Origin of the sequence: Martelella lutilitoris, from assembly GCF_016598595.1 — a bacterium.
GTDB lineage: Bacteria > Pseudomonadota > Alphaproteobacteria > Rhizobiales > Rhizobiaceae > Martelella > Martelella lutilitoris_A.
Map to the genome: position 1 here is coordinate 1,357,197 of NZ_CP066786.1, position 25,751 is coordinate 1,382,947.

The 25,751-nt window shown below is 63.1% G+C and carries 28 protein-coding genes; 17 read left to right on the forward strand and 11 right to left on the reverse strand.

All coding sequences use genetic code 11. The features are described from left to right. Positions 1 to 23: 23 nt before the first annotated feature. From JET14_RS06375 to JET14_RS06410, 8 genes are all read left to right on the forward strand, one after another. Positions 24 to 302, forward strand: coding sequence for a GNAT family N-acetyltransferase (locus tag JET14_RS06375; protein WP_200338005.1), 279 nt, complete (start codon positions 24 to 26; stop codon positions 300 to 302). A 75-nt stretch (positions 303 to 377) separates the two neighbouring features. Next, entirely contained in the window at positions 378 to 734 is a 357-nt protein-coding gene (locus JET14_RS06380; protein WP_246750543.1) for a DUF983 domain-containing protein, read from the forward strand. Further along, positions 727 to 1,464: an SURF1 family protein gene (locus tag JET14_RS06385; protein ID WP_200337305.1), complete on the forward strand. Its 738-nt coding sequence runs from the start codon at positions 727 to 729 to the stop codon at positions 1,462 to 1,464. The genes JET14_RS06380 and JET14_RS06385 overlap by 8 nt, the downstream gene beginning before the upstream one ends. Then, on the forward strand, positions 1,457 to 1,984 hold the full coding sequence (locus tag JET14_RS06390) for a mismatch-specific DNA-glycosylase (RefSeq protein ID WP_200337306.1): 528 nt from the start codon (positions 1,457 to 1,459) through the stop codon (positions 1,982 to 1,984). Before JET14_RS06385 ends, JET14_RS06390 begins: the two co-directional genes overlap by 8 nt. Next, entirely contained in the window at positions 1,981 to 3,000 is a 1,020-nt protein-coding gene (gene ispH, locus JET14_RS06395; protein WP_432443067.1) for a 4-hydroxy-3-methylbut-2-enyl diphosphate reductase, read from the forward strand. The genes JET14_RS06390 and ispH overlap by 4 nt, the downstream gene beginning before the upstream one ends. A gap of 91 nt (positions 3,001 to 3,091) precedes the next feature. Next, positions 3,092 to 4,054, forward strand: coding sequence for a homoserine kinase (locus tag JET14_RS06400; RefSeq protein ID WP_200337307.1), 963 nt, complete (start codon positions 3,092 to 3,094; stop codon positions 4,052 to 4,054). 2 nt (positions 4,055 to 4,056) lie between these two features. Next, positions 4,057 to 4,500: a ribonuclease HI gene (rnhA, locus tag JET14_RS06405; RefSeq protein ID WP_200337308.1), complete on the forward strand. Its 444-nt coding sequence runs from the start codon at positions 4,057 to 4,059 to the stop codon at positions 4,498 to 4,500. Between the two features lie 35 nt (positions 4,501 to 4,535). Further along, positions 4,536 to 4,844: a Dabb family protein gene (locus JET14_RS06410; protein ID WP_200337309.1), complete on the forward strand. Its 309-nt coding sequence runs from the start codon at positions 4,536 to 4,538 to the stop codon at positions 4,842 to 4,844. A gap of 6 nt (positions 4,845 to 4,850) precedes the next feature. Here JET14_RS06410 and JET14_RS06415 read toward each other — a convergent pair whose 3' ends face one another. The 3 genes from JET14_RS06415 to JET14_RS06425 form a co-directional block, all read right to left on the reverse strand. Next, complete coding sequence (locus JET14_RS06415) at positions 4,851 to 5,951, reverse strand: hypothetical protein (protein ID WP_200337310.1); 1,101 nt, start codon at positions 5,949 to 5,951, stop codon at positions 4,851 to 4,853. A gap of 172 nt (positions 5,952 to 6,123) precedes the next feature. Then, positions 6,124 to 6,609, reverse strand: coding sequence for a peroxiredoxin (locus tag JET14_RS06420; RefSeq protein WP_200337311.1), 486 nt, complete (start codon positions 6,607 to 6,609; stop codon positions 6,124 to 6,126). Positions 6,610 to 6,652: 43 nt separating this feature from the next. Beyond that, the gene (locus tag JET14_RS06425) at positions 6,653 to 7,486 is read right to left on the reverse strand and encodes a protein-disulfide reductase DsbD domain-containing protein (RefSeq protein ID WP_200337312.1); all 834 of its coding nucleotides are present in this window, start codon (positions 7,484 to 7,486) and stop codon (positions 6,653 to 6,655) included. A 168-nt stretch (positions 7,487 to 7,654) separates the two neighbouring features. Between JET14_RS06425 and JET14_RS06430 the strand changes: the two genes are divergently transcribed. Further along, complete coding sequence (locus JET14_RS06430) at positions 7,655 to 8,242, forward strand: YqgE/AlgH family protein (RefSeq protein ID WP_024707280.1); 588 nt, start codon at positions 7,655 to 7,657, stop codon at positions 8,240 to 8,242. Positions 8,243 to 8,316: 74 nt separating this feature from the next. Next, the gene (locus tag JET14_RS06435; RefSeq protein WP_200337313.1) at positions 8,317 to 9,378 is read left to right on the forward strand and encodes a zinc-binding metallopeptidase family protein; all 1,062 of its coding nucleotides are present in this window, start codon (positions 8,317 to 8,319) and stop codon (positions 9,376 to 9,378) included. A gap of 10 nt (positions 9,379 to 9,388) precedes the next feature. On the opposite strand, the gene JET14_RS06440 is transcribed toward JET14_RS06435, so the two are convergent. From JET14_RS06440 to thrC, 4 genes are all read right to left on the reverse strand, one after another. Continuing rightward, on the reverse strand, positions 9,389 to 12,280 hold the full coding sequence (locus JET14_RS06440; RefSeq protein WP_200337314.1) for an EAL domain-containing protein: 2,892 nt from the start codon (positions 12,278 to 12,280) through the stop codon (positions 9,389 to 9,391). Between the two features lie 15 nt (positions 12,281 to 12,295). Further along, a complete protein-coding gene (locus JET14_RS06445; RefSeq protein WP_024707283.1) occupies positions 12,296 to 12,898 on the reverse strand; it encodes a GNAT family N-acetyltransferase in 603 nt (200 codons plus the stop codon). Between the two features lie 74 nt (positions 12,899 to 12,972). Beyond that, entirely contained in the window at positions 12,973 to 14,271 is a 1,299-nt protein-coding gene (locus tag JET14_RS06450; RefSeq protein ID WP_200337315.1) for a M16 family metallopeptidase, read from the reverse strand. A 13-nt stretch (positions 14,272 to 14,284) separates the two neighbouring features. Continuing rightward, complete coding sequence (gene thrC, locus JET14_RS06455; RefSeq protein ID WP_200337316.1) at positions 14,285 to 15,685, reverse strand: threonine synthase; 1,401 nt, start codon at positions 15,683 to 15,685, stop codon at positions 14,285 to 14,287. A gap of 201 nt (positions 15,686 to 15,886) precedes the next feature. On the opposite strand from thrC, the gene JET14_RS06460 reads away from it, so the two are divergent. Continuing rightward, positions 15,887 to 16,420, forward strand: a complete 534-nt coding sequence (locus JET14_RS06460; RefSeq protein WP_024707286.1) for a hypothetical protein — start codon at positions 15,887 to 15,889, stop codon at positions 16,418 to 16,420. Positions 16,421 to 16,444: 24 nt separating this feature from the next. On the opposite strand, the gene JET14_RS06465 is transcribed toward JET14_RS06460, so the two are convergent. The 4 genes from JET14_RS06465 to JET14_RS06480 all read right to left on the reverse strand — a co-directional run bounded on the left by JET14_RS06465 (position 16,445) and on the right by JET14_RS06480 (position 20,216). After that, positions 16,445 to 17,134 (reverse strand): HAD family hydrolase, encoded by a 690-nt coding sequence (locus JET14_RS06465; protein WP_200337317.1) that lies wholly within the window; start codon positions 17,132 to 17,134, stop codon positions 16,445 to 16,447. Between the two features lie 82 nt (positions 17,135 to 17,216). Next, positions 17,217 to 18,134, reverse strand: coding sequence for an NAD-dependent epimerase/dehydratase family protein (locus tag JET14_RS06470; protein WP_200337318.1), 918 nt, complete (start codon positions 18,132 to 18,134; stop codon positions 17,217 to 17,219). After that, the gene (locus tag JET14_RS06475) at positions 18,131 to 18,991 is read right to left on the reverse strand and encodes a glycosyltransferase (RefSeq protein WP_200337319.1); all 861 of its coding nucleotides are present in this window, start codon (positions 18,989 to 18,991) and stop codon (positions 18,131 to 18,133) included. The genes JET14_RS06470 and JET14_RS06475 overlap by 4 nt, the downstream gene beginning before the upstream one ends. Positions 18,992 to 18,995: 4 nt before the next feature. After that, positions 18,996 to 20,216, reverse strand: coding sequence for an NAD-dependent epimerase/dehydratase family protein (locus tag JET14_RS06480; RefSeq protein WP_200337320.1), 1,221 nt, complete (start codon positions 20,214 to 20,216; stop codon positions 18,996 to 18,998). 195 nt (positions 20,217 to 20,411) lie between these two features. On the opposite strand from JET14_RS06480, the gene ybgC reads away from it, so the two are divergent. From ybgC to pal, 6 genes are all read left to right on the forward strand, one after another. Next, positions 20,412 to 20,885, forward strand: coding sequence for a tol-pal system-associated acyl-CoA thioesterase (ybgC, locus tag JET14_RS06485; protein ID WP_200337321.1), 474 nt, complete (start codon positions 20,412 to 20,414; stop codon positions 20,883 to 20,885). Positions 20,886 to 21,206: 321 nt separating this feature from the next. Then, positions 21,207 to 21,926 carry a protein TolQ gene (gene tolQ, locus JET14_RS06490; RefSeq protein WP_138748323.1) on the forward strand — a complete coding sequence of 240 codons (720 nt, stop codon included), beginning with the start codon at positions 21,207 to 21,209 and terminating at the stop codon, positions 21,924 to 21,926. Positions 21,927 to 21,944: 18 nt separating this feature from the next. Continuing rightward, on the forward strand, positions 21,945 to 22,397 hold the full coding sequence (gene tolR / locus JET14_RS06495; protein WP_024707293.1) for a protein TolR: 453 nt from the start codon (positions 21,945 to 21,947) through the stop codon (positions 22,395 to 22,397). 9 nt (positions 22,398 to 22,406) lie between these two features. Continuing rightward, positions 22,407 to 23,558, forward strand: coding sequence for a hypothetical protein (locus JET14_RS06500; RefSeq protein ID WP_200337322.1), 1,152 nt, complete (start codon positions 22,407 to 22,409; stop codon positions 23,556 to 23,558). Positions 23,559 to 23,637: 79 nt separating this feature from the next. Further along, positions 23,638 to 24,945, forward strand: a complete 1,308-nt coding sequence (gene tolB / locus JET14_RS06505) for a Tol-Pal system beta propeller repeat protein TolB (RefSeq protein ID WP_200337323.1) — start codon at positions 23,638 to 23,640, stop codon at positions 24,943 to 24,945. A 209-nt stretch (positions 24,946 to 25,154) separates the two neighbouring features. Further along, positions 25,155 to 25,697 carry a peptidoglycan-associated lipoprotein Pal gene (gene pal, locus JET14_RS06510; RefSeq protein WP_200337324.1) on the forward strand — a complete coding sequence of 181 codons (543 nt, stop codon included), beginning with the start codon at positions 25,155 to 25,157 and terminating at the stop codon, positions 25,695 to 25,697. Positions 25,698 to 25,751: the final 54 nt, after the last annotated feature.

Genomic DNA, 25,751 nt, shown 5'->3' on the forward strand with positions numbered 1-25,751 from the left:
TCTTTCTTTTGTGAGGCACCGTCATCGATATCCATGAAGAAAAGACCGCTTCGGGCGGGCGCTATTTCGCCAATGTCGATGGCCATGAAGCCGAGATGACCTATTCGCGCGCATCCACGAAGCTTGTCATCATCGATCACACCGGCGTGCCCGACGCGCTGCGCGGCAAGGGCGTCGGTCAGGCGCTCGCCGAACATGCCGTCAATGCGGCGCGCCAGGGCGGCTGGAAAATTGTACCCCTCTGTCCGTTCTTCAAGGCGCTCAGTATCCGCCATGAAGAGTGGCGGGATGTCATTCAGTAAGAGGCGCCGCGCCGGTCTCGTTGCGGGGCGAACCGTTCCATGTCAAATCACGACCACAATCGGAAACCCGCAGGCATGATATTGCCGGGCCTTGCCGGCCGTTGCCCGCGCTGCGGCAAGGGAAAGCTGTTCGACGGCTTCCTGACGCTGAAGCCGGAATGCGAGAACTGCGGGCTCGACTATGGCTTTGCCGATTCGGGCGACGGGCCGGCTGTCTTCGTCATGTTCGCCGTCGGCTTTCTGGTGATTGCGCTGGTGCTCTGGACGGAAATTTCCTATTCGCCGCCGCTCTGGGTGCATGCGCTCATCTGGGTGCCGGTCACCATCGCGCTGTCGCTTGGCGCGCTCAGGGCCTTCAAGGGCGTACTGATCGGCCTGCAATATCGCCACAGCGCCGCGGAAGGCGTGATCGATCGCTCCGACGATGCCTGAGCGCCGTCTGTCGCCCTTCGGCATTTTCGGGCTCGCGCTGGCGTTTGTTGCCTTCACGGCGCTGATCCTGCTTGGCAACTGGCAGGTTCGCCGGCTCCACTGGAAGGAAGACCTGCTGGCGACCGTCGAGGCCCGCTTGGCTTCGCCGCCGGTGTCGCTAGCCGAGATCGAGACGATGGCGGCGGAGGGCGCGGATATCCGCTACCGGCCGGTAACGGTTACCGGTACGTTTGAACATGACCGCGAGCGGCACTATTTCGCGACTTTCGAGGGCCTGTCCGGCTATTACATCTACACGCCGCTGAGGCTCGAGGACGGGCGGATCGTCTTCGTCAACCGCGGCTTTGTGCCCTTCGACAGGAAGGAGGCTGCTACGCGGGCCGAAGGTCAGGTGGAGGGGACTGTCACCATAACCGGCCTTGCGCGCGAGCGCCTTTCGGGAAAGCCGTCCTTTCTCGTTCCCGAGAACGATCTGTCTAAAAACATCTTTTACTGGAAGGACCTTGACGCCATGGCGGATTCCGCCGGGCTTGACGGAGAAACGATGTTGCCCTTCTTCATCGACGCTGGCGATGCGGGAAATCCCGGCGGTCTGCCGGTCGGCGGCGTCACCCGCATTTCCTTTCCCAACAACCACCTGCAATACGCCTTCACCTGGTACGGGCTGGCGGCCGTGCTTGCCATCGGGGTCGGCGTGCTGGTGCTCAGAAGGCGCCGCCACCGTGATTGATCTTCTGGCGCCTGGTCTCAGGATCGTGTTCTGCGGAACCGCCAAGGGCACGATCTCGGCCCGCACCGGTTCTTTTTACGCCAACCCGTCAAACCGCTTCTATCGCACCCTGCATGAGACGGGCCTGACGCTGGAGCGGATCGATCCGGCAGATTTCCGGCGGTTGCTCGATTACGGCATCGGGCTGACGGACCTCAACCAGGTCGAAAGCGGCATGGACCGGGTCTTGAGCGAGAAGCATTTCGACCTTCAGGGCTTTCGCGAAAAGATGCTGCACTTCCGGCCGAAGCTGATCGCCTTCACCAGCCTGACAGCCGCCCGCATATTCTTTGCTGACCGGACGATCCGCTGCGGTCCGCTGGAAACCGGCATCGGCGATATCCCCGTTGTCGCGCTTCCGTCCACATCCGGCGCCAACGCGCATTGGACAAGGGACCGTCATCATTGGTATCAGTTGCGGGCGTTGATTTGCCGCGCCGAAAACCCATCTTGGGGCGACGAGCAAAAGGCGACGGAATGACAGATACGAAAGAGCCCGACATGACCAAGAGCCCACTCACCATCCGTCTGTGCGGGCCGCGCGGCTTTTGCGCGGGCGTTGACCGGGCAATCCAGATCGTGGTTCTGGCGCTGAAGCGCTACGGCGCGCCGGTCTATGTGCGCCACGAGATCGTCCACAACCGCTATGTGGTCGAAGGGCTCGAGGCCATGGGTGCGATCTTTGTCGAGGAGCTTGACGAGATTCCGGCAGAACACCGCGACCAGCCGGTGGTGTTTTCCGCCCATGGCGTGCCGAAATCCGTGCCGGCGGATGCCGAAAGCCGTAATCTCTTCTATCTCGACGCCACCTGCCCCCTGGTTTCCAAGGTGCACAAGCAGGCCATGCGCCATGAACGGCTCGGCCGCCATGTGGTGCTGATCGGCCATGCCGGCCATCCGGAGGTCATCGGCACGATGGGGCAATTGCCCGAGGGCGCCGTGTCGCTCGTCGAGACGGTGGAGGACGCTGAAAAATACGAGCCCGCCGACCCGGACAATCTCGGCTACGTCACCCAGACCACGCTTTCGGTGGAGGATACGGCGGCGGTGATCGCCAAACTGCAGGAAAGATTTCCCAACCTGACCGCGCCATCGGCCGATTCGATCTGCTATGCGACGACCAACCGGCAGGAGGCCGTGTCGGCTGCCGCTCCGGGCAGCGACCTCTTCATCATCGTCGGCGCGCCGAATTCGTCCAATTCCAAGCGCCTGGTCGAGGTCGCGAGCCGCGCCGGCGCAAAGCGCGCCATCCTGGTCCAGCGCGCCTCGGAACTCGATTTCGATGCGATCGGCGAGATTGGAACGCTCGGTATCTCTGCCGGCGCTTCAGCGCCGGAAGTGGTCGTCAACGAAATCATCGAAGCCTTCCGCGACCGTTTCGAAGCGACGGTCGAGCTTGCGGAAACCGCAATCGAAAACGAGCATTTTCTGGTGAACCGGGAACTGCGTGATGTCGAGCTGACGGTCGAGGATATGGCCTTCGTCAACGGGCGGTAGGCGGTTCGGCCTCGCTGTTCTTGTCGTGTTTGCTTGACAGCGACGCGGCCATCGTGAAAACCAGCAGCAGGTTTTCCATCGAGGATTTGCATTGGCCGTCTACACCGACATCAACGAGGTCGAGCTGAAGGATTTCCTTCAGGCCTACGACTGCGGCACGCTCCTGTCCTTCAAGGGCATTGCCGAGGGCGTCGAGAACTCGAACTTCCTGCTGCACACGGACCGGTTTTCGCTGATCCTGACGCTTTACGAAAAACGGGTCGATGAAAACGACCTGCCGTTCTATCTCGGGCTGATGCAGCATCTGGCCGAGCGGGGTCTGTCCTGCCCGTTGCCGCTTGAACGCTCGGACGGCGCGCTTTACGGGCGGCTCTGTGACCGGCCGGCGGCGCTGATCTCGTTCCTGGAGGGCATGTGGCTCAGGAAATCCGAGGCGCGCCACTGCCGCGAACTGGGCGCGGCGCTTGCCCGCATGCACATCGCCGGGAAGGATTTTCCGATCCGCCGCGAGAACGCGCTGTCGCTGAAAGGCTGGGTCGATCTCTGGGACAAGTCCGCCGTCCGCGCCGATGAGGTCCAGCCGGGGCTTGAAAGCGAAATCACAGACGAACTGGCGCTGCTCGAGGATCGCTGGCCGGTGGACCTGCCCGACGGCGTCATTCATGCCGATCTTTTTCCCGACAACGTGTTCTTCATCGGCGATGCTCTCTCGGGCCTGATCGACTTCTATTTCGCCTGCAATGATTTTCTTGCCTATGACCTGGCGATCTGCCTCAATGCCTGGTGTTTCGAAAAGGACGGCGCCTTCAATGTCACCAAGGCGCGGGCGCTGATCGAGGGCTATCAGAGCGTGCGGCCACTGAGTGCCGCCGAGATCGAGGCCTTGCCGCTGCTGGCGCGCGGCTCGGCGCTGCGCTTCTTCCTGACCCGGCTCTATGACTGGCTGACGACGCCTGAGGGCGCGCTGGTGGTCAAGAAGGATCCGCTGGAATATCTTCGCTATCTGCGCTTCCACCGCTCGGTCAGGAGCGCACGCGAATACGGGCTGTCGTGAACATGAAAACGATCGAGATCTTCACCGACGGGGCCTGTTCGGGCAATCCCGGACCGGGCGGCTGGGGCGCGGTGCTTCGCTATGGCGAGAAGGAACGCGAGCTTTCGGGAGGAGAACGGCTCACGACCAATAACCGCATGGAGCTGATGGCGGCGATCGAGGCGCTGAAAGCGCTGAAGGAGCCTTGCGCGGTGTCGCTTTATACCGATAGCGTCTATCTGAAGGACGGTATCGGCAAATGGATTCACGGCTGGAAGAAGAACGGCTGGAAGACGGCGGCGAAAAAGCCGGTCAAGAATGTCGAGCTCTGGCAGGCGCTGGAAGAGCAGCGCAACCGCCATCAGGTGACGCTTTTCTGGGTGAAGGGCCATGCCGGCCATGAAGAAAACGAGCGTGCCGATGAACTGGCGCGCCTGGGGATGGAACCATATAAGAAGGGTCGGTGAAGGCGCAGGCCAGGCCGCCATTCTGGAGGAAATTCATGATCTTGCATTGCGTATTCATTCGATTTCGCCAGGACGTCACGGCTTCCGAAAAGGAAGCCATCTATGCCGGCATCGCCGCGCTGAAGGACGTCATAGGTGGGATCGTCGATGTGAAGGGCGGGCCGAATGTTTCGCCGGAAGGCCTCGACAGCGGCTATGCCGACGGTTTCGCCGTCACCTTTGAGGACGCCTCCGCGCGCGATGCCTATCTTGACCATCCCGACCACAGGGCGGTGGGCGAAAAGATCGTGGCCGCCGCCGCGGGTGGTCAGTCTGGTATTCTTGTCTTTGACATGAAGGTCTGAGCGCGTTCACGCGATCAGGCGGACAAGCAGACGGCCGAAGGGCAAGAGCGCGATGCGCCAGGAAAACCGGAGCAAGCGAAAGCCGAAATAGGCCGCGCCCGCCAGCCAGACGGCAAAGGACGTGGTCCAGCCTGCCGCGGTCAGCAGAAGGCCGCTCAGCGTCACCGCGCCGGAGCCCAGCAGAAACACAATCGCGCGGAAACGCTTGCCGACACGCGCCGAAAGCTTGCCGAATTTGGTGAGGTCGGCCGGCGTGTCGGCAACTTTCAGCATGTCGGTTCCCGCCCGCAGCCCCTGCTTGGTCATCACTGTGCCGACATTGGCGGCGGCATCCTGCATGCGCAGCAGCGGCTTGGCGTTAAGCGAGGCGGAAAGCGCCCGGCTTGCCGCCGGCACATTGCCGCGCTTGAGCAGGGGAACGGCCGTGCGCAAGGCAGGCGCGTTCACGGCCTGGCGCGAGAGGCGCGTGAAGGAACGGCGCAGCGGCGCCGTCAGCGCCCCGGCCTTGCCGGCGGCCTTCAAGGCGCTTGTGCCGACCTTCGCCGTGGTCGCCGAACCTGCTGACAGGATCACCGCGCCGGTGATCGCGATGCCTGCGACGGAAATGCCGAGAATGAAGGGATCGTAGTCCTCGCCGGAGAGGTAGGCGCCGCCTTCTATGATGATGTCGCGAACGTCGCCGACCGTTGTGAGATCGGTTGCGACCGCACCGATCAGGCCTGCCGCGCTGTCGGGCCGGCCGGTCAGCGCCCCCTCGAACATGTCCGAGAGCCGGTTACCGAGACTGTTCTCGTTGAAGACGGCGACCTCGGTGCGTTCGCGCAACGCGCCGTCGACGGGAATGCCGCGGCTGTCGGCGAGCGCCAGCACGCTTCCCGCAAGGTCCGGGTCGTCATCCGCAAGCGCTTCGAGGATCGCCACCTCGTATTCCGAGGGGGCAAGCCGGTCCAGACGGTAATCGGTGATCGCAACCGGATCGTCATGCGCCGCAAGCAGCCGCATCGCGTCCATGCCGTTTGGAACGACGAAGGGCGTCGCGGCCACAAGGGCGGCAGCAATGAGGATCGTGCCGATCGAGCGGAGGGGTTTCAGGACTTCACGCTTCATCACACTCGGATCCGGCTGTCGCATTTCCGACCGATGCCCCAGAAAACAGAGACATCCTGATCATTGCAGCCTTGTGCGGCGGAAAGCAAGCGGTCCGGCGCTCAGCGGAGCGCGCGGGGCATTAAAGGCCTTGAGGGCCGGGCCGTCGAATGGGCGGCCCGGCGGACAAGCGTCAGAGCTGGCCCAGAATGGTGGCCGCCGCGGAAACCGTGGCTTCGCCGGAATCGTCCTCGACATTCAGTTCTTCCACGACGCCGTCCTTCACCAGCATGGAATAGCGCTTGGAGCGCGTGCCGAGTCCGGCTCCGGAAAGATCGAGCTCCATGCCCAGCGCCTTGGCAAAGGCGCCGTCGGGGTCGGCCAGATAGCGGATCTTGCCTTCGCCGCCCGTCGCCTTGGCCCAGCCGCCCATGACGAAGGGGTCATTGACGGCAATGACGGCGATCTCGTCAACGCCGCGCGAGAGGATCGCGTCCCGGTTTTCCAGATAGGTCGGCAGGTGGTTGATGGAGCAGGTGGGCGTGAAGGCGCCCGGCACGGCAAACAGCACGATCCGCTTCGATTTGAAGAATTCATCGCTTGCGACTTTCTCCGGCCCGTTCTCCGTCAGTTCCATGAAGGTGGCTGACGGCAGGCTGTCTCCCTTGGCAATCGACATTTTGAAATCCTCTTTGCGTGTGTTGAAAAAGCGCAATAAGGACTTAGGGTGGCGCGGGCGCGATGACAAGCGGCGTTTCCATGGCCCGGCCGCCGGATTTCGCCAGAAGCAGCCAGTCACCCTTCTGCGGATCTGCATCCTCGGGCAGGGCGGACAGGGGGATGTCGATGAGATATTGCCCGTTTTCCCTCCTTCCGGCAGGCGCCTCGACAATATAGCCGAGACTGTTGGCAAGGGTGATCTCGTCACCGGCGCCGGGATCGGGAAGCGTGAGGGCAAGCCTGAGGCCGTCAGCGCTGAGAGATGCCTCGTCGACCCGGAAATCCGCCGACGGCCTCTCGGGCAGCGTCGTGCGGGCAACGGCCAGAATGGCCTTGTCGACTGGCGTTTCCTCAAATGCTTCGGCCCGGGCCGGAATGTCGAAACTGGCCTGGAAGGGGATGCAGATATCCTTGCAGAGCCCGACAAAGGCGGTAACGGTAAGGGACGGGAGCGGGCCGGGCGCGACCCTCAGCGTGAGCGGAAAGGTCACCGGGCCGTCATAGCCCATGTCGGTCACGTTCGCGATCTTCAGGCGCTTGGGCACGGGGTACCCGATCGCCTCGAGCCGGGCATCGCCCGTACCGGTCACGGTGATCTGCGGGGGGATGCCGCTCTCGCCCGGTTCGCGCCAATAGGTGATGAAGCCGGGATCCGGTTCGACCTGCAGCGCGGCCTCGATCGTGCCGTCATCCGTTGGCGGCGTGAGGATCACGCGCATGCGTCCGCCGGTATCCTCAGCCCAGGGCGTTGCGGCAGCGAAAGACATCTGCGCCGTGCCGGCAAGAGCAAAGGCCGCGATGGCGGCAACGACAAAGTGGCGAGTCAAAGGTCTCATGGCTAGACACTTAGCGCAGGCGCGGGCCTCCTGCCACGCTTCTCATCGCCTTTTCGGACAATTTGATTTGAACATCGCGTGACCTTGCCCCATGTTTAACCTATGCCTAGGATGAATTTCGAAAGCGGCGCGGACACTTTGCTGGAGGCCGATGTGTTTGACAACCTGATGACGGAGCGTGAACGCGGCCCATTCGACGGCCAGTTCCTGATCGCCATGCCGCAGCTTGCGGAAAGCGATTTCGAACGCAGCGTGATCTATATCTGCGCCCATTCCGAGGATGGCGCGATGGGGTTCGTCATCAATCGCGCCCAGTCCGTCACCTTTCCCGAAGTGCTGGAACAGCTCAAGCTGATGGATGAGAATGCCCCGGATGTCTCCGCCCCCGGAATCGGCGATTTTCCCGTGCTCTGCGGCGGACCGGTGGAACCCGGCCGCGGTTTTGTGCTGCATTCCGACGACTACGCCGGCGACGGCAGCATTCCCATCACCGATGAACTGTTCATGACCGGCACGCTCGACGTCCTGCGCTCGGTTGCCGCGGGAAAGGGACCGGAAAGGGCGGTCCTGGTCCTCGGCTATGCCGGCTGGGCGCCCGGCCAGCTTGAGAGCGAGATTGCCAATAATGACTGGCTGACCTGTCCCGCGATCGAGGAATTGCTGTTCGACCGCGATCTGGATGGCAAATATGAGCGCGCGCTCTTCTCGATGGGGGTTCGCCCATCCTCGCTCTCTTCCACGATCGGACATGCCTGAAACAAAATGACGGCATTTCCGTTTACAGGGCGCTGACGGCCGTCGATCGTGGCGGCCGCAATTGCGAGGCCATGATGAAGATTTTCGAATGCGACCATTGCGGTCAGACCGTCTATTTTGACAATGAGGTCTGCGTCGCCTGCGGCCACCGGCTGGGTTTCGATCCGCAGAGCGTTGCCATGTATGCTCTCAAGCCGGTCGATTCCGTCAACTGGCACAAGGCCGACGAGACGCGGCGCCAGTTCCGCTTTTGTCAGAACGCCGGGTTCAATGTCTGCAACTGGCTTCTGCCCGAAGGCAGCGACGAGCCGTTCTGTCCGTCCTGCCGGCACAACAATCTTATCCCGGACACCGGCACTGACAACGGCCTTGCGCGGTTCGGCAGGATCGTGGCGGCCGAGCGCCATCTTTTCTATTCGCTCCTGCGCTGGAACGTCGAGACGCCGACCAGGGGCGAGGATCCGGACGGCGGCCTCGTCTTCGACTTTCTCGAGGACACGGTCGACCAGAACGGCAATCTCCAGCCGGCCATGACCGGCCACGAGAACGGCCTCATCTCACTGAGGGTCGCCGAGGCCGACGACGTCACCCGCGAGATCGCGCGCCAGCAGATGAACGAACCCTACCGGACGCTGCTCGGTCACTTCCGTCATGAGGTCGGGCATTACGTCTGGGACAGGCTGGTGCGCGACGGCGGAAGGCTTGAGGAATTTCGCTCGCTCTTCGGCGATGAGCGGGAAGACTATCAGGCCGCGCTGCAGCGCCATTACGAGAACGGCCCGTCTCCGGGCTGGCCGGAGAACTTCGTCAGCGCCTATGCCTCGACGCATCCGTGGGAAGATTTTGCCGAAAGCTTCGCCCATGCGCTCCATATCGTCGATACGCTGGAGACGGCGCGCGCTTTCGGGCTGATGCTGGACGATGGCAGTCTGGAGCCGCTCGGCGATCCCTATAGCTGCGAGAGCGGAAAACGGCTGGCCGATGCCTGGGTGCCGCTGACGCTGGCGATGAACGCCATCCACAAGTCCATGGGCCAGCGGGATTTCTATCCCTTCGTCCTGACCCCCGAGATCATCCGCAAACTCGATTTCGTTCTGGGGCTTCTGGTCCGCCAGACGAAACAGGACAGTCGCTGAGCGTTGACGTTCACGCTTCCCCGGCGGCGACTTCCTTGAGCAGGCGCAGTGCTGTGGGCGCAGCGACCGAGGCGCCGTAGAGCGGGCCGCTGGCATAGGTGCACTCCGCGTCGGCCAGCGCCTGCGCGTCAACCTCCGTGCCGACATCGGTGACGCCGACCGCGGTTCCGAGCCTGGACGCCAGTTCGGCAAAAGCCTTGACGACATCCGTCTGGGTCTCGTTGTTCAGCTTGAAGACGGCGTTGTCCACATAGGCGGCGTCGAAGCGGAAGCCCTTGAGCAGGGTGAGCGAGCCGTGCCCGTTGCCGAAGCCGGAAAGCGTGACGCCTGCGCCGATCGTGCGCAGATACTGCAGCGCGAGCTTCGCCTGTTCCGGCGCCTTCTGGACAACGTCTTCGGGAATGGAGAAGACGACCTGTCGCGGCGCGTTTTCGGACTGGCGCACGAGGCTTTCCAGTTCGATCAATGTGCTGGTTCTCAGCATCTCCGTGCAGTTGAGCTCGATCGAGACGAAGGGGCGGACCTTGGGCAGCGTCTGCTGCCAGCCGGCGAGGTCTTCAAGCGCCTGGCGCACGGTATAAAGCACCAGTTCGGCCGAGCGTTCCGCCTCGCGGCTGATCTCGAAGATCTCGCCTGTGGATATCTCTCCCCGCTGGGGATGCTTCCAGCTCAACACGCAGGCGAAACCGGCCACCTTGTGGCTGTCGAGCCGCATGACCGGACGGTAGAAGACCGACATTTCCTTGCGGTCGATGGCGCGTCCGAGATCGGCTTCGACGCGCTTGCGCTCGTCGTCGAGCATGCGCAGCGCCGGGCGGTAGGTCTCCACCGTGTTGCCGCCCATGCGCTTGGCGCGCAGCATGGCAAGCCGCGCATCCTCGAGGAATATTTCGGCGGAGCCGGGGGCATCGTGCCAGGAGGCGATGCCGATCGAGGCCGTCAGCGCGATCTCGCGGTTTTCGAAGGTGATCGGCACATCGATGGCGGCGACCAGGGCATCGGCGAATTCCGCGACCGCGTCGGGCTCCGTTTGCGACTGCAGCACGATGGCGAAGGCATTGCCCGAAAGTCGCGTCAGCGTGTCTTCCGGTTTCAGAAGCCGCTGGATGCGGCGTGTCAGGGCGATGAGGATATTGTCGCCTGCGGCAAAGCCCAGCGTCTCGTTGATATCGCTGAACCGGTCGATGTCGGCGACGATAAGCGTCGGGCGCATGTGCGGCGACGTCTTTGACAGCGCGACCAGATAACTCAGGCGGTCGATGAGGATCGTGTGGTTGGGAAGACCGGTCAGATTGTCGACGACGGCATCCTGTAGCAGGCGCTGGGTGCTGACCTTCTGGTCGGTCTGGTCGGTGATCGTGCCGACGCAGCGGATCACTTCGCCATCCGTCGAAAGCACCGGCCGCGCGCGGATCAGCATCCAGTGGTAGTGACCGTCATTGGCGCGGACGCGGAATTCGAGTTTCAGCCGGCCGCGTCGCCATTCGAGGAAGAGATCGAGGGTCGAGCGGAAACGGTCGCGATCTCCGGGGTGCAGGTATTGCAGCCAGGAGCGGGCCGGACCGTTGAGCGTGCCGGCGGCCAAACCGAGCTTGGGCGCGAAGTCCGGCTCCGTGACGATCCGGTCGCGTCCCACGTCCCAGTCCCATACCGTCGCTTCCGTGCCGAGCAGGGCGAGCGCCTGGCGCTCCAGATCCGAAAACAGGCCGGGCTGATAGGCGCCGCCGGCAAAGGAATGCTGGATGACGGTGAAGCCGAGCAGCAGCACGATGAGCACGAGGCCGCCGTCGAGCGCCGGCTGGACGATGTCGTTGTCGATACGGCCGGTGGCCGTCATCCACGCGGCAAACAGCCAGGCGACGATCAGCGCCCAGGCCGGCATCAGCAGGATCGCCCGGTCATAGCGGCGAAGGCTGAGATAGACCATCAGCACGACCCCGGCGAGCACCGTGGCGGCGAAGGAGATGCGGGCGATGCCGGCGGCGGCCGGGGGGTCGAACAGCGCCAGACCGAAAAGCGCCATCAGCAGCACGCCCCAGGCCGCGGCCGCATAGCCGAGCTGGGCATGCCAGCGCGCAAGGTTCAGATAGGTGAACAGGAACACCACCAGGCTGAAGGCGATCGCCACGTCGGCGCTGGCGCGCCAGATGCGCAGGTCGCCGGGCGAGAGCGGGATCAGCTGGTTGAGGAAGCTGAAATCGATCGCCACATAGAGCAGCACCGACCAGGCCAGCATTGCCGTCGCCGGCAGCACGGAGGTTCCCTTGACCACGAACAGGATGCTGAGGAACACCGCCAGCAGGCCGGCAATGCCCAGCACGACGCCGTGGTAGAGCGTGAAGGCGTTTTCCGTATCCTTCCAGGCATCCGGTTGCCAGAGATAGAGCTGCGGCAGGTCCGCCGTGTCGAGTTCGGCGACGAAGGTGATCACAGCACCGGGATTGAGCGTGATCGAGAACACGTCGGCATCGTCGCTTGCCACACGGTTGAGCGCGAAACCCTCCGAGGGCGTGATCGCCGCGATCCGCGAGGAGCCGAGGTCCGGCCAGAACATGCCCGAGCCGGGCAGGCGGAAATGCGGAGCGACGATCAGGCGATCAAGCTGCTCGTCGGAAATATTGGCCAGCGAGAAGACGGCCCAGTCGCCCGAATGCTCGGCGTTGCCGGAACGCACCTCGATACGGCGGCGGATGCCGTTGGCATCGGGCACCGTGGAGATTTGCAGCACGCTGCCTTCATTGGGGTAGAGGTCGACATGGTTGGTCAGGTCGATCGCGACATCGCCGCGCGAAACCTCGACGGGCTCGAGCGCCAGCGCCGGGATGGCGGCAGAGAAGACCGCCATGGCCAGTGCAATGATGGCGAGGGCCTGGCGGCCGAGCCGGCGGAGATGTGCGGGCATTCGCATCTTCGGTCTTCAATTCCCTTTGGCGTCGTGATCATCTTTGAGCAGGGCATAGAGATGATGATCCTGCCATTGGCCGTTGATGCGAAGGTATTTTTGCAAATGCCCCTCCTTGGTGAAGCCTGCCTTTTGCAGAAGCGAAGCGCTGCGATTGTTTGAGGGGATACAGGCGGCCTCGATGCGGTGCAACCTCAACTCATGAAAGATATAGGGAATTACGGCCTGAAGTGCGGCAAACATATGGCCCTTGCCGGCATAGGGCTCGCCCATCCAGTAGCCCAGCATGCACATTTGCGCGACGCCGCGGCGGATGAGGCCGATGGTGATGCCGCCGACAAGCGTGTCGGTCTCCCTGAGGAAGATGAACAGCTGAATGCTGCTGCCCTCGTCGAATTCCCGGTTGAGCCGCGTTATCCGCCTGCGGAAGGCCCGCTCTGTCATTTCGTCGACGTTCCAGAGGGGTTCCCATGGCTGAAGGAAAGAACGGCTGCGGATGCGCAGCTGCCGCCAGGCCTGATAGTCGGAAACGCGCGGCAGGCGCAGAACATGCGTGTCCGAGCGGATGGCAAACCGGCGTCGCCGCAGGGCGTCAGGCGCGGCGAAGAAGGCGAACAACTGACTGTCTCCGCTCAAGCGGCCCGGCGCCGCCTATCAGGACGATCTTCGGTTCCATCCTTGCCATCGTACGTTCAGACGCCCGCACCGGCGGCCTTCTTTTCCTCGAACGAAAGACCGTCGACGATGTCCTCAAGCGGCGCCAGCTGCTCGATCGGGCCGACGGCGGAAAGCGTCGGGCGGGCATTGTAGAAGGCGCGGCCGGCCAGGTCGGTCAGCCTCTTCGGCGTGATGTTTTCGATTCGCATCATCATTTCCTCGTTCGGGATCGGACGGCCCCAGAGCATGACCTGGCGCGCGATCTGGCCGGCGCGGGCGGCGGCGCTTTCCTGGCCCATCAGAAGCTGGGCGCGGATCTGCGCCCGGGCACGCTCGATTTCCGTCGGGTCGACCCTTTCGGCGGCCTCGCGCAGCTCGTTGATGATGACGGGGACGAGTTCGGGCAACTGGTCGCCGCCGGTTGCCGCATGCACGGCGAAGACGCCGGAATCCGAAAAGCCCCAGTGGAAGGCGTAAACCGAATAGCAGAGCCCGCGGATCTCGCGCACTTCCTGGAAGAGACGCGACGACATGCCGCCGCCGAGCACATTCGCGAGAATCTGCGAGCAGTAGAAATCCTGGGCATGGTAGGCCGGGCCTTCAAAGCCGAGAATGACCTGCGCATCGGAGAGCGTGCGCATCTCGCGCGCCTCGCCGCCCGTGTAGCTGGCGGGCTCGACGAGCGGCGGCGTGGCGGGCTTCTGCGGCAGGGCCGCGAAGCGGTCGGCGACGAGGCGCGCAAAGGCGTCATGGTCAACCGCGCCGGTTGCCACGATATAGATCCGGTCGGTGGTGTAGTTGCGGGCGAGATAGCGGCGGATATCGTCCGGCGTGAAACCCATCACCGTTTCGGCGGTTCCCAGGATCGGTCGACCGATCATCTGGTCGCGATAGGCCGCGCCCGCAAAATTGTCGAACACCACGTCGTCCGGGATGTCGCTTGCCGCGCCGATCTCCTGCATGATGACGTTTTTCTCGCGCGCAAGCTCCTCCTCGTCGAAAGCGGAATTGGTGAGGATGTCCGCGAGGATATCGACGGCGAGCGGCAGATGGTCCTTCAGGACCCGCGCATAGTAGGACGTCGTCTCCGTCGAAGTCGCGGCATTGACCTCGCCGCCGACATTTTCGATCTCCTCGGCGATCTGGCGCGCGGTCCTGCGCTTCGTGCCCTTGAAGGCCATGTGCTCGAGAAGATGGGCGATGCCGTGTTCGTTCGCGAATTCGTTGCGCGAGCCAGACTTGATCCATGTCCCGATGGCCACGCTCTCGATATGGGGCATGTTCTGGGTGACGACGGTCAGCCCGGACGGCAGCCGGGTGTACTCTACTGTCATGCGATCCTGCTTCCTATCGTTGGCTTCCAGTGCTCAGTCCGTTGCGAACGAACGCTTCCACCGTATCGAGGTCGGGGGGAAGGACACTGAAACGCTCCTCCTTGTCCATCATTCCAGCAAGCCACGCCGGAAGCGCGGGGTCAATACCGCTGGCCGATTTTACGGCCGCAGGGAATTTGGCCGGATGCGCCGTGGCGAGGACAACCATGGGGTTTGAGGCCTGGTGAGAACGGGCGACCGACATGGCGACCGCCGTATGCGGGTCGATCAGGACGCCGGTATCCGAAAGCGTGCGGGCAATTTCGGCGGCGGCCTCCTGCTGGTCCGTGCGCCCGGCGGCAAAGACGGCGCGGATGCGTTCAAGCGCTTCCTCCTCGATGTCGAAGGCGCCGGACTGCTTGAGGCTCGCCATGGCGCGGCGGACATAGCCGGCGTCGCGTCCGCTTGCCTCGAACAGGAGACGTTCGAAATTGGAGGAGATCTGGATGTCCATGGAGGGCGAGGTTGTTGCCTCGACTCCGCGCATCTCGTAGCGCCCTGTCTCGAGCGTGCGGGCGAGGATGTCGTTCTCGTTGGTGGCGATGACCAGCCGGCCGACGGGAAGGCCGATCTGCCGGGCGACGTAGCCGGCGAAAATGTCGCCGAAATTGCCTGTGGGAACCGTGAAGTCGATCGCACGATCCGGCGCGCCGAGCGAAATGCCGGCAGTAAAATAATAGACCACCTGCGCCATGATCCGCGCCCAGTTGATCGAGTTGACGCCGGAGAGCCTGACCTCCTTGCGGAAGCCGGGATCGGCGAACATCGCCTTGACCAGGTTCTGGCAGTCGTCGAAATGCCCCTCGACGGCGATCGCGTGAACATTGGCGGCGCCGAGCGTGGTCATCTGCCGCTGTTGCACCGGCGAGACCTTGCCGTGCGGGAAGAGGATGAAGATGTCGGTGCGCGTGCTGGCCGCAAAGGCGTCGATTGCAGCGCCGCCGGTATCGCCCGAGGTCGCGCCGACGATCGTGGCGCGTTCGCCGCGCTGTTCGAGCGCATAATCCATCAGCCGCGCCAGAAGCTGCATGGCGACATCCTTGAAGGCGAGCGTCGAGCCGTGGAACAGTTCAAGCGTGAAGCGGTTGGCGTCGCTCTGGACGAGCGGCGTCACGGCCGGATGGCGGAAGGTGGCATAGGCCTCCTCGATCATCGCCTCGAGGCGGTCATCGGGAATTTCGCCGCCGATGAAGGGCTTTATGATTGCAAAGGCGATGTCCTGATAGGATTTTCCCCGAAGCGCGCGGATCTCGTCGGCCGTCATTTTCGGCCATTCGCGCGGCAGGTAGAGGCCGCCGTCGGCTGCAAGTCCAGCGAGAAGCGCGTCCGAGAAGCCGAGGGTCGGGGCGTCGCCCCGCGTCGAAATATAGTCCACGCAAAGCCCCTTTATGCTTGCCAGGTTCCTGAAAATGTCTAGCTTGTGGCACGCTTTGGCCTTACCGGTTATCTCGGCAAGGCGTCTTTCATGCCTCGTGCCTGCGGGTCATGCCAGACAGTCGAATTCTTGCGTTCGCGCTGATATAGAACAAAGCCGGAGGGCTTGAAAAGCCCTTGAGAGAGGAAAGGAATACTCGCCGTGTCATTTCGCACCACCCGCCGCCTGGCCGCCGTCGTGGCCCTTTCCGGCCTTGCGGCCTGCTCCACGGCCACGCCCGAACCGGAGCCTCAGCCCGCCCAGCCGATCACGCCCGGCGTCAACCTGACGGCGCTTTCGCGCATCTGCCCCAAGGCGATGCTGGATGATGACCAGGCCTTTGATCGCGTCTATTCGCCGGCCGGTTCAACGTCGGCTGAAAATCTCGTCTATCAGGTCTCGCTTGCCGAATACACGCGCACCTGCACCGTCGCGCCGACGGGCGACCAGCTCCTGCTGCAGGTCGCCGTCGCCGGTCGCCTGATCGGAGGACCGAAGGCAAGGCCCGGCACATACAAGGTGCCCGTGCGCGTCGAGGTGGTCGACGGCGACGTGGCGCTCTACGACAAGGTCACGGTCCAGGAGGTTGAACTGCCGGCCGAGGGGCTCTCGACGCAGTTCCTGTTCAGGGCAAACGATCTGCCGGTGCCGGTGACCGCCGGGGAAAATACCCGGGTCAGGCTCGGCATCGACTGATTGCCTTGAGGGGTGGGGACGCCGTCAGACAGCGTCCGACCATTCCAGCAGCGCGGTTGCGACCGCCGGCAGGTCTTCCATGCGGTGGATCACCGTCTCGGCGCCGGCCTCGGTCAGCTTGTCGGCGTGAGTCGGTCCGGTGTGCGAGGCGCCGGTAAAGCCGACGACGCGCATGCCGGCGGCCTTCGCGCCGGTGATGCCGTGAACGGAATCCTCGATCACCAGCGTGTTCCCGGGACGCGCGCCCAACCTTTCAGCCCCATGCAGGAAGACGTCCGGCTTGGGCTTGACCCGGTCGGGCCCGAGGCTTTCGGCGGAAAAGATGTTCGGCTCGAACAGGTCGATATAGCCGACCTTGGTCAGCATCGCCTTGATGCGGTCTTCCGTCGAATTGGAGCAGACGCAGCGCGGCTCGGATAGCTGGGCCACAGCCTCGCGCACGCCCTCGATGGCCTGCAGCTCGCGCTTCAGCCGCTCGTCAAGGATGGTCTTGTGCTGCTCGATCAGGTTGGCCTGCAGCGGAATCGCGGCCTCCTTCTCCACGGTCAGCAGGATATCGCGCCAGGTCAGGCCGGAAAAACGTTCGCCGATCTCGCCGGCGGTGATCGGGTATCCGGCCTCGCTCAACAGTCTTGATTCCACCTGGGCGGCGAGAAATTCCGAATCGACGAGAACGCCGTCGCAATCGAATATGATGAGGTCAAATCGGCTCATTGAGAAATCCTGTGGTCATTTCGGTCTTGGGCGCTTCACGATAGCATGCCGGAGATAGGGTCTGGGAGCGGTCAGATCAAATTCACGATGGCCGCAAACCGGGATGGCGGGCCAAAAACCCCTCGATCAGGGTCTGCAGCGTGGCGGAGAAGAGCGGCATGCCGCCCGTGCGCCAGCCGAGCGCATTGAGCCGGCCGGTGGCCATGACGCTGACCTGATCATGGTCGGCGCGCGCGGGCAGGGGATGGGGGGCGGCGAGCGCGGCCTTCAGCGGCGCCAGAATGGTGTGGTTGTCGATCACGATGTCTGAAACGTGGAGCGCCTTGCCCGAGACCTTGGGTATGTGGGCGCCGAGCACGGCGAGCACGGCGCCGGCGAGATCGCGGCCATTGATCTCGCTTCCCGCACGCGGCTTAATCGTCCTGCCAGCCAGATAATCCGAGAACAGGCTCTCCCACTTGTTCGGATAGAGGTTTCCGTAAACCCCGGTCGCCCTGAGGCTGACGGGCACGAAACCGGGTGCGGCAAGCGCAAAAAGCGCTTTCTCCGCCTCCAGCTTGGCCTTGCCGTACAGGCTTTCCGGATTGGGCGCGAGCGTTTCAGCAAGCGGCGTGCCGGCGGGATAGCCGTCGAAAACCGCGCGGCTCGAGAGAAACAGGCAGTGCTTTACGCCCGCCTTCCGCGCGGCCTCGAACAGGGCGATGGACCCATCGACATTCAGGCTGAGAAAGCCCGCCGGATCGTCTCCCTCGCCGCCGCGATAGCGCCCCGGCAGATGGGAAAACGCGGCATGGACGAAGCCGTCGATCCCGTTGAAGAAGGCTTCGGGGACGTTCTTTTCCGCAAGGTCGAGCGGTCTGAAGCCGACGGCCGGGGAAAACAGCCGGTCGGCCGGGGGGCTGCGTCCCGCGACGGTCACCTTGTGGCCGGCCGCAAGGCATTCCTCCACGATGTAGCGGCCGGCGAAGCCGGTGCCGCCGCTGACGAGAAGATGTTTCATGCCGGCTTTTTCGGGTTCTCGAGCGATGCGATATCGGGGATCCGATCGCCGTCGAAATAGGCCCACCACAGATCGATCAGCGGCTTGAGCGCTTCGGCGCGCGGATGATCCTCTTCCCACGGCTTTTCATACTGGAAGTGCAGCACGCCGATATCGGACCAGTTCCAGAGTTCCGGCATGTTGAACCAGACATATTGCAGCATGTTCATGAACACCGGCAGGCCGTGCCAGTCGGGGAAAAAGGTCTGCAGGAAGGTCTGGTCGGTGCGCCGCCAGAAGGCGTCCGGCGCATCGAGCGCCTCCAGCATGGCCTCGAATGTCGCGACATTCGGGCGGGCAACGAAGACGCCGGAATTCAGCCGGTGGAAGTCGGCGAGGCTTTCGTAGACATTCGGCGCCGCGGAAAATTCCGGATAGAAGAACAGCTTGTCGATGTTTTTCAGGACGATGGCATCGGCATCGATGAACACGACGGCGTGATACTCGACCAGTTGCCAGAGCCTCAGCTTGCAGAAATTGTCGAGCGGCGTGTGGAAGTCCGGCTTGCGGCCCTTGGTGAAGGGCGCATTCCCATGCACTTCGCGCCGCGCATGGCGGGCGTTGAACGCATCCGACAAGGGCAGGTGGTCGACGCCGATCATCCGGCAGCCGATATCTTCGAGCTGTTTCAGGCTCTCCTCCGGCGTGCCGCCAGTGAAAAGCACGACGACATCAGCCGGCGTGCCGGTCAGGAAGATCGAGCGGGCAAGCGCCAGCGCACCCATCGCATAGTCGGCGTTGGTGACAAGCGTGACGAAGGCGAACGGAGCCTTGGCGTCCGCGCTGCGGCGGACGCCTTCGTTTGAAGGATCAGGCATCAAATCACGAAACCGATTTCAGCGACTTGCCTTCGGGATCGCGGTTGATCTTGGTGGCAATGTCCTTGGTCCAGGCGGAAACGGCCGGAACGCGCTTGCGGTCGACGCGATAGGCGTATTTCTTGGCGATATCGACAATCTCTTCCAGAAGCCCTTCCTTCAGCGTCGTCGGGTTGAGGCCAAGCGAGAGGAACTTGTCGTTCCTGACGATCAAGTCGTTTTCCGGCGCTTCCTTGCGCGGGTTGGGCAGCCAGGCAATCTCGGTGCCGGACATTTCGGAAATCATCTTGGCCAGATCGCGGACCCGATGGGTTTCCGTCATCTGGTTGAAGATCTCGACGCGGGCGTTCTTTTCCGGCGGGTTGTTGAGCGCAAGCTCGATGCAGCGCACCGAATCCTGGATGTGGATGAAGGCGCGGGTCTGGCCGCCGACGCCGTGGACGGTCAGCGGGTAGCCGATCGCCGCCTGGATCAGGAAGCGGTTCAGCACCGTGCCGTAGTCGCCGTCATAGTCGAAGCGGTTGATCAGCTGCGGATGGCGCTTGGTCTGCTCGGTGTGCGTGCCCCAGACAATGCCCTGATGCAGGTCGGTGATGCGAAGGCCGTCATTCTTGGCATAGAAGGCGAAGAGAAGCTGATCCAGGCACTTGGTCATGTGGTAGATCGAGCCGGGATTCGACGGATAGAGGATTTCCTGGCTGACCTTCTCGCCGGTCGTCGCCTCGATATCCACCGGCAGATAGCCTTCCGGGATCGCCGCGCCGACGGTCGAATAGCCATAGACGCCCATCGTGCCGAGGTGAATGATGTGGGAATCGAGACCGATCTCGACCAGCGCGTTCAGGAGATTGTGCGTCGCGCTCACATTGTTGTCGACCGTGTAGTTCTTGTGCCGGTCGGATTTCATCGAATAGGGAGCGGCGCGCTGTTCGGCGAAATGGATGATCGCGTCCGGCTTTTCCTCGGCAAGCCATTTCTTCAGGATTTCGTAATCCTTGGCGAGATCGATCAGGTGGAAATGAATCCTGCGACCGGTCTCGGCGTGCCAGATGCGGGTGCGCTCCTGGATGGAGTCCATCGGCGTCAGCGACTGGACGCCGAGCTCGGTGTCGATCCAGCGCCGCGACAGGTTGTCGATGATGTGGATTTCGTGTCCGGCATCAGACAGATGCAGCGATGTGGGCCATCCGATGAACCCGTCTCCGCCCATAACCGCAATTTTCATGGAACCACTCCGATCCGTTTTGTCATGCAGTGAAACTCGGTGTTAACCGAAACCAGTATGACATAAATGCAATGTTTTTTTTACGCAATCTCTTCAAATACCGCCACAGAGACCTTTCCGATCTTGCTTTCGTCATTGCGAAGCCGCCTTGCACTGGACTAGGACACGACGCAGAACGACGAGACGAGGTTTGAGATGACCGACAGAAGCGGCGGAAATGTACCGGATTTGAGCGGCAGGCTCGAAGGCGGCGAACATCGTCTGCATCAGCGAGTCTATTATGAGGACACTGATTTCTCAGGCATCGTCTATCACGCCCGCTATCTCCATTTCCTCGAACGCGGCCGGACCGATTACCTGCGCTGCCTCGGCGTCGAACAGCGCACGCTGCATACGATCGACGACGAGGGCCTCGCCTTTGCCGTGTACCACATGGACCTGAAATTCATCCGGCCTGCGCGCATGGACGACATTCTGGAAATCACGACCAGAACGAAGAAGGCGACCGGCGCGCGCATGGTGCTGGAGCAGTCGATTTCAGCGGCCGGCGTGCTTCTGACGACGGCGACCGTCACCGTGGTCGTCATCAACAAGCATGGCCGCGCGCGCCGGATGCCGGACGATCTGGCGGCGACACTGCTGCTCGAGGCCAGCGGCGGCCAGGCCTGAGCTTGCCGCATCGGGCTTGATAAAACATGAGTATTATGTGAAGGAATTCAGCCATCGCCCTGCGACGGCGTGATCTTTGGCTGTCTCCATGGTTTTCAGGGGCTTTGGACCTTCTGGTAACCGGGCGTTAACCATGATCATGTTTCATGCGAGCAGCGGGATTTCGGTTTTTTTTGCCTAGGTTTCACCACGTTTTTATACGAGATGGAGCTAATATGCGGAAGCTTCGCAATCCCATTGCAAACCGAACACTGTCTCGCAGGCGGCTCTAACCGTACCCGCCCGGTCAACCGGGCCCATATATTCAAGGACTTACGTCACATGGAACAGCTTGGGTTGGAAGCAGCACACGCCGATGTCGGCCTTCTGGCGCTCTTCATGCAGGCCGGACTGATCGTCAAACTGGTCATGATCGGCCTGATCGCCGCCTCGGTCTGGACGTGGGCGATCGTGATCGAGAAGATCATCGCCTACAACAAGGAACGCCGCGCCTATAACCAGTTTGAGGATGCCTTCTGGTCCGGCACCTCGCTGGAGAAGCTCTATTCGAACCTGTCGGAGCGCAAGACCTCCGGCATGTCGGCAGTCTTCGTCGCCGCCATGCGCGAGTGGAAGAAATCCTTCGAGCGCGGCGCGCGTGCCCCCGTCGGCCTGCAGATGCGCGTGGAAAAGGCGATGGATGTCGCTATCCAACGCGAATCGGAAAAGCTGGAGGCCCGCCTCGGCTTCCTCGCCAGCACCGGTTCGGCGGCGCCCTTCATCGGTCTGTTCGGCACGGTTGTCGGCATCATGACCTCCTTCCAGGCGATCGCCGGTTCGAAATCGACCAATCTCGCCGTCGTCGCTCCCGGCATTGCCGAGGCGCTTCTGGCAACCGCCATCGGCCTCGTCGCCGCCATTCCCGCCGTTGTCGCCTACAACAAGTTCTCCGCCGACAGCGGAAAGCTTGTCGGCCGCATGGAGGGCTTTGCCGACGAATTCGCCGCGATCCTGTCGCGCCAGATCGACGAGAAACTCCAGTCGCGCCCGGCCGCGGAATAATCCGAGGGAGATTGCGATATGGGAATGACCGCAGGAACAAGCGCCACGGGCGGCAGCCGCCGGGGACGAAGACGCGCGCGGCGCGGCCCCGTCAGCGAAATCAACGTGACGCCGCTCGTCGACGTCATGCTCGTGCTTCTGATCATCTTCATGGTCGCCGCGCCGATGATGACCGTCGGCGTGCCGATCGACTTGCCTGAGACGCAGGCGCAGGCGCTCAATTCCGATACCCAGCCGATCACGATTTCGGTCAATCCGGAAGGCCAGATCTATCTGCAGGAAACCGAAATCGGCATCGACGAGGTGGTGCCGAAGCTTGAGGCGATCGCCACGACCGGCTATTCCGAGCGCATCTATGTGCGCGGCGACGCCAATGCCGATTACGGCACGGTGATGCGGGTAATGGCGCGGATTTCGGCGGCGGGTTTCAAGAATATCGGCCTGGTGACCCTGCAGGAACAGGATAGCTGATTTCCCGCCATGACGCGCAGCTTCGCCATTTCCTTCGTTCTGCACTGTCTGGTCATCGGCTGGGCAGTGTTTCTGCTCGGCACGCCGCCGTCCATGGAAGTGGCGGATGTCGATGCCCTGCCGGTGACGCTGATCCCGGTTCAGGACATCACCCAGGTGCAGGAAGGCGATCAGGACGCGGAGCTTGCCGAGATCGCGGCACCCGTCCCGACGCGGCGTCAGGACCAGGTGGCCGATGCGCAGAATGTCGGCGAAAACGAGATCGACCTGAACAGGGCGGAACAGGCGACGCCTGACAATGTGGAACAGGAGCAGGCGGCGCTGCCGACGCCTTCCGCCGCCGAAACGCCCGAGCCTGCGCCGCAGCAGGACGTCGCGGAGGCCCCGCCGCCTGTACCCGAACCCGCACAGCGTCCCGAGCCCACGCCTGAACCGGCGCCCGCGCCGGAGCCCGAGCCTGCACCTGCGCCCGAGCCGACCCCGGCGCCTGAACCCGCGCCGGAGCCGGAAGCCGTTGAAACGCCCGAGCCCGCACCCGCGCCAACGCCGGAGCCGGCCGAGGCCAGCGCGCCCGAACCGGAGCCCGCTCCGCCAGCCGAGCCGGCAGAGCCTGAACTGGCCTTCCCGGATCAGGCGCCCCTGCCGACGCGCCGTCCCGCGCAGCCGGCGCTGCGCGAGACCCGCACGGCGCAAGCCCCGCAAACCGACAGCCAGACGACGGCTTCCACGGAAACCGACGACTTCAATGTCGACGACATCGCCGCGCTCCTGAACCGCACCGAGGCAACCGGCGGCGGCGCGCGGCGCACGGAAACGCCGGCGGCCCTCGGCACGCAGCGCCCCAGCAATTCAGCGCAGCTTTCCCAGAGCGAGCTCGACGCGCTTCGCGGCCAGATCCAGCGCAACTGGTCGATCCTTGCCGGGCTTGACGGCGCGGAAGGCGTGCGCATACGCATACACATGAAGCTTGATCCATCCGGTGCGATTGTCGGAACGCCAGAGGTGACGGCAACCGGCGGCAGCGAGAGCGCGCGGCGCATTCTTGCCGGCGGGGCCCGCCGCGCGGTACTGAAATCCTCGCCCTTCGTCCAACTTCCGCCGGAAAAATATGACGCCTGGAGCGAAGTTATCGTGAACTTCGACCCAAGCCAGATGCTTTAACGGTTAACCGGAGGAAAGCGGAGGGACTAAACCCGCCGCATCAGACCGTCGCACTCAACGCTGAAAGGCCTGACCTGTCATGCTCAAACGCTGTCTCGTATTTCTTTCTGTCGCCTGGGCCGGCCTCGGCCTCGCTTTCGTGGCCCCGGCCTATGCGCTGGTCGAGATCGACATCTCGCGCGGCAATGTCCAGCCGCTGCCGATTGCGATCACCGATTTCATTTCGGATGACGGACTTGGCGCGGACATTTCCGGCGTGATCGCCGCGGATCTTCAGCGTTCCGGCCTGTTCAAGCCGGTCGACCGCTCCGCCTTCATCCAGCAGATCAACGATCCGGACCAGACGCCGCGGTTTCAGGACTGGCAACTGATCAGCGCCGAGGCGCTCGTCGTCGGCCGCGTCACCCGCGAGGCGGATGGCCGCCTGCGCTCCGAATTCCGGCTGTGGGACACCTATGCCGGCCAGCAGATCATCGGCCAGCAGTTCTATACCCAGCCCGACAACTGGCGCCGCGTTGCCCATATCATCGCCGACTCGATCTACCAGGCGCTGACGGGCGAACAGGGCTATTTCGACAGCCGCATCGTCTTCGTTTCCGAGAGCGGACCCAAGACGGCGCGCAAGCGCCAGCTCGCGATCATGGACCAGGACGGCTACAATGTGCGGATGCTGACCGACGGCCAATACATGGTGCTGACGCCGCGCTTCTCGCCCAACCGGCAGGAAGTCACCTACATGTCCTATGAGAACGACCAGCCGCGCGTTTATCTGCTGCAGCTGGAGACCGGTCAGCGCGAGGTCGTCGGGAATTTCCCCGGCATGACGTTCGCGCCGCGCTTCTCGCCCGACGGCCAGCGCATCATCATGAGCCTGCAACAGGACGGCAATGCCAATATCTATACGATGGACCTGAGGACCCGCGCCACGACCCGGCTGACCAGCACGGCTGCCATCGATACCTCGCCCTCCTATGCGCCCGACGGTAACCAGATCGTGTTCGAGAGCGATCGCGGCGGGCGCCAGCAGCTTTACGTGATGAATGCCGACGGTTCGAACCAGCACCGCATCTCGTTCGGCGACGGCAGCTATTCGACGCCGGTCTGGTCGCCGCGCGGCGATCTCATCGCCTTTACCAAGCAATCCGGGGGCAAGTTCTCCATCGGCGTGATGAAGCCGGACGGCAGCGGCGAGCGCATCCTGACCACCGGCTTCCACAATGAGGGCCCGACCTGGGCGCCGAACGGCCGCGTGCTGATGTTCTTCCGCCAGAATGCCGGCGAGGGGGGCCCGCACCTTTATTCCATCGACCTGACAGGCTATAACGAACAGCGTATTTCGACGCCTGACTTTGCCTCCGATCCGGCCTGGTCGCCGCTTCTCGAATAGCGGCGCCCGAGTTTTTCGACCTCGCATTCACCCTTTGTTAACGGTGTTTGTTGAGGGGGGATTAACGGCGATTTGATAGGTCATTTCGTCAATGTCGGCAGGTGCGCAAGACGCGATCAGCGCACGGCCGTCACGTTAGAAAAAAACGCGTATCTGGTCCGGCCGAAGGGTGCTGGACTTTTGATTGGAACGCTTGAAGGAGAGCGGTAATGAGCCGAGCCACGCTTGGAGTTGAAGGCCTTTCCAGGAAAAGGGCGATGAGGCCTGCTATCGTCGCGCTCTGCGCGGTCATGGCGCTTGGCCTTGCCGGCTGCGCATCCAAGCAGGACAACCTGCCGGGCAGCGGCCAGGGCATGGCGGGCGCCAATGCGGGCGTCGCCTCTCCGGGCAGCGTCCAGGATTTCGACCTCAATGTCGGCGATACGGTCTATTTCGAGACCGATTCGGCCGCGATCACGCCGATCGCCGCGCAGACTCTCGACAAGCAGGCCCAGTGGCTGCAGCGCTACACCAGCTATGCCATCCGCGTCGAAGGCCATGCCGACGAGCGCGGCACGCGCGAATACAATCTGGCGCTCGGCGCCCGCCGCGCCACGGCCACCAAGAACTACCTCGTCTCGCGCGGCATTCCGGCCAACCGGATCTCGACGATCTCCTACGGCAAGGAACGCCCCGTCGCCGTCTGCGACAACATCTCCTGCTGGTCGCAGAACCGCCGCACGGTGACCGTGCTCAAGGGCGCGGGAAGCTGATCGGGACTGAAAGATGAAGAAAAAACCGGCCTTGGGCCGGTTTTTTTGTGTCCG

Coding starts and splice junctions, on each gene's coding strand:
- ispH (WP_432443067.1), top strand. CDS start 1,981: ATGACAGATACGAAAGAGCCCGACATGACCAAGAGCCCACTCACCATC.
- JET14_RS06465 (WP_200337317.1), bottom strand. CDS start 17,134: ATGAGCCGATTTGACCTCATCATATTCGATTGCGACGGCGTTCTCGTC.
- JET14_RS06500 (WP_200337322.1), top strand. CDS start 22,407: ATGACGCGCAGCTTCGCCATTTCCTTCGTTCTGCACTGTCTGGTCATC.
- JET14_RS06470 (WP_200337318.1), bottom strand. CDS start 18,134: ATGAAACATCTTCTCGTCAGCGGCGGCACCGGCTTCGCCGGCCGCTAC.
- JET14_RS06430 (WP_024707280.1), top strand. CDS start 7,655: ATGACGGAGCGTGAACGCGGCCCATTCGACGGCCAGTTCCTGATCGCC.
- JET14_RS06380 (WP_246750543.1), top strand. CDS start 378: ATGATATTGCCGGGCCTTGCCGGCCGTTGCCCGCGCTGCGGCAAGGGA.
- tolR (WP_024707293.1), top strand. CDS start 21,945: ATGGGAATGACCGCAGGAACAAGCGCCACGGGCGGCAGCCGCCGGGGA.
- JET14_RS06450 (WP_200337315.1), bottom strand. CDS start 14,271: ATGACAGTAGAGTACACCCGGCTGCCGTCCGGGCTGACCGTCGTCACC.
- JET14_RS06425 (WP_200337312.1), bottom strand. CDS start 7,486: ATGAGACCTTTGACTCGCCACTTTGTCGTTGCCGCCATCGCGGCCTTT.
- JET14_RS06415 (WP_200337310.1), bottom strand. CDS start 5,951: ATGAAGCGTGAAGTCCTGAAACCCCTCCGCTCGATCGGCACGATCCTC.
- JET14_RS06435 (WP_200337313.1), top strand. CDS start 8,317: ATGAAGATTTTCGAATGCGACCATTGCGGTCAGACCGTCTATTTTGAC.
- tolB (WP_200337323.1), top strand. CDS start 23,638: ATGCTCAAACGCTGTCTCGTATTTCTTTCTGTCGCCTGGGCCGGCCTC.
- JET14_RS06410 (WP_200337309.1), top strand. CDS start 4,536: ATGATCTTGCATTGCGTATTCATTCGATTTCGCCAGGACGTCACGGCT.
- JET14_RS06475 (WP_200337319.1), bottom strand. CDS start 18,991: ATGCCTGATCCTTCAAACGAAGGCGTCCGCCGCAGCGCGGACGCCAAG.
- tolQ (WP_138748323.1), top strand. CDS start 21,207: ATGGAACAGCTTGGGTTGGAAGCAGCACACGCCGATGTCGGCCTTCTG.
- ybgC (WP_200337321.1), top strand. CDS start 20,412: ATGACCGACAGAAGCGGCGGAAATGTACCGGATTTGAGCGGCAGGCTC.
- pal (WP_200337324.1), top strand. CDS start 25,155: ATGAGCCGAGCCACGCTTGGAGTTGAAGGCCTTTCCAGGAAAAGGGCG.
- JET14_RS06385 (WP_200337305.1), top strand. CDS start 727: ATGCCTGAGCGCCGTCTGTCGCCCTTCGGCATTTTCGGGCTCGCGCTG.
- JET14_RS06420 (WP_200337311.1), bottom strand. CDS start 6,609: ATGTCGATTGCCAAGGGAGACAGCCTGCCGTCAGCCACCTTCATGGAA.
- JET14_RS06440 (WP_200337314.1), bottom strand. CDS start 12,280: ATGCCCGCACATCTCCGCCGGCTCGGCCGCCAGGCCCTCGCCATCATT.
- rnhA (WP_200337308.1), top strand. CDS start 4,057: ATGAAAACGATCGAGATCTTCACCGACGGGGCCTGTTCGGGCAATCCC.
- JET14_RS06480 (WP_200337320.1), bottom strand. CDS start 20,216: ATGAAAATTGCGGTTATGGGCGGAGACGGGTTCATCGGATGGCCCACA.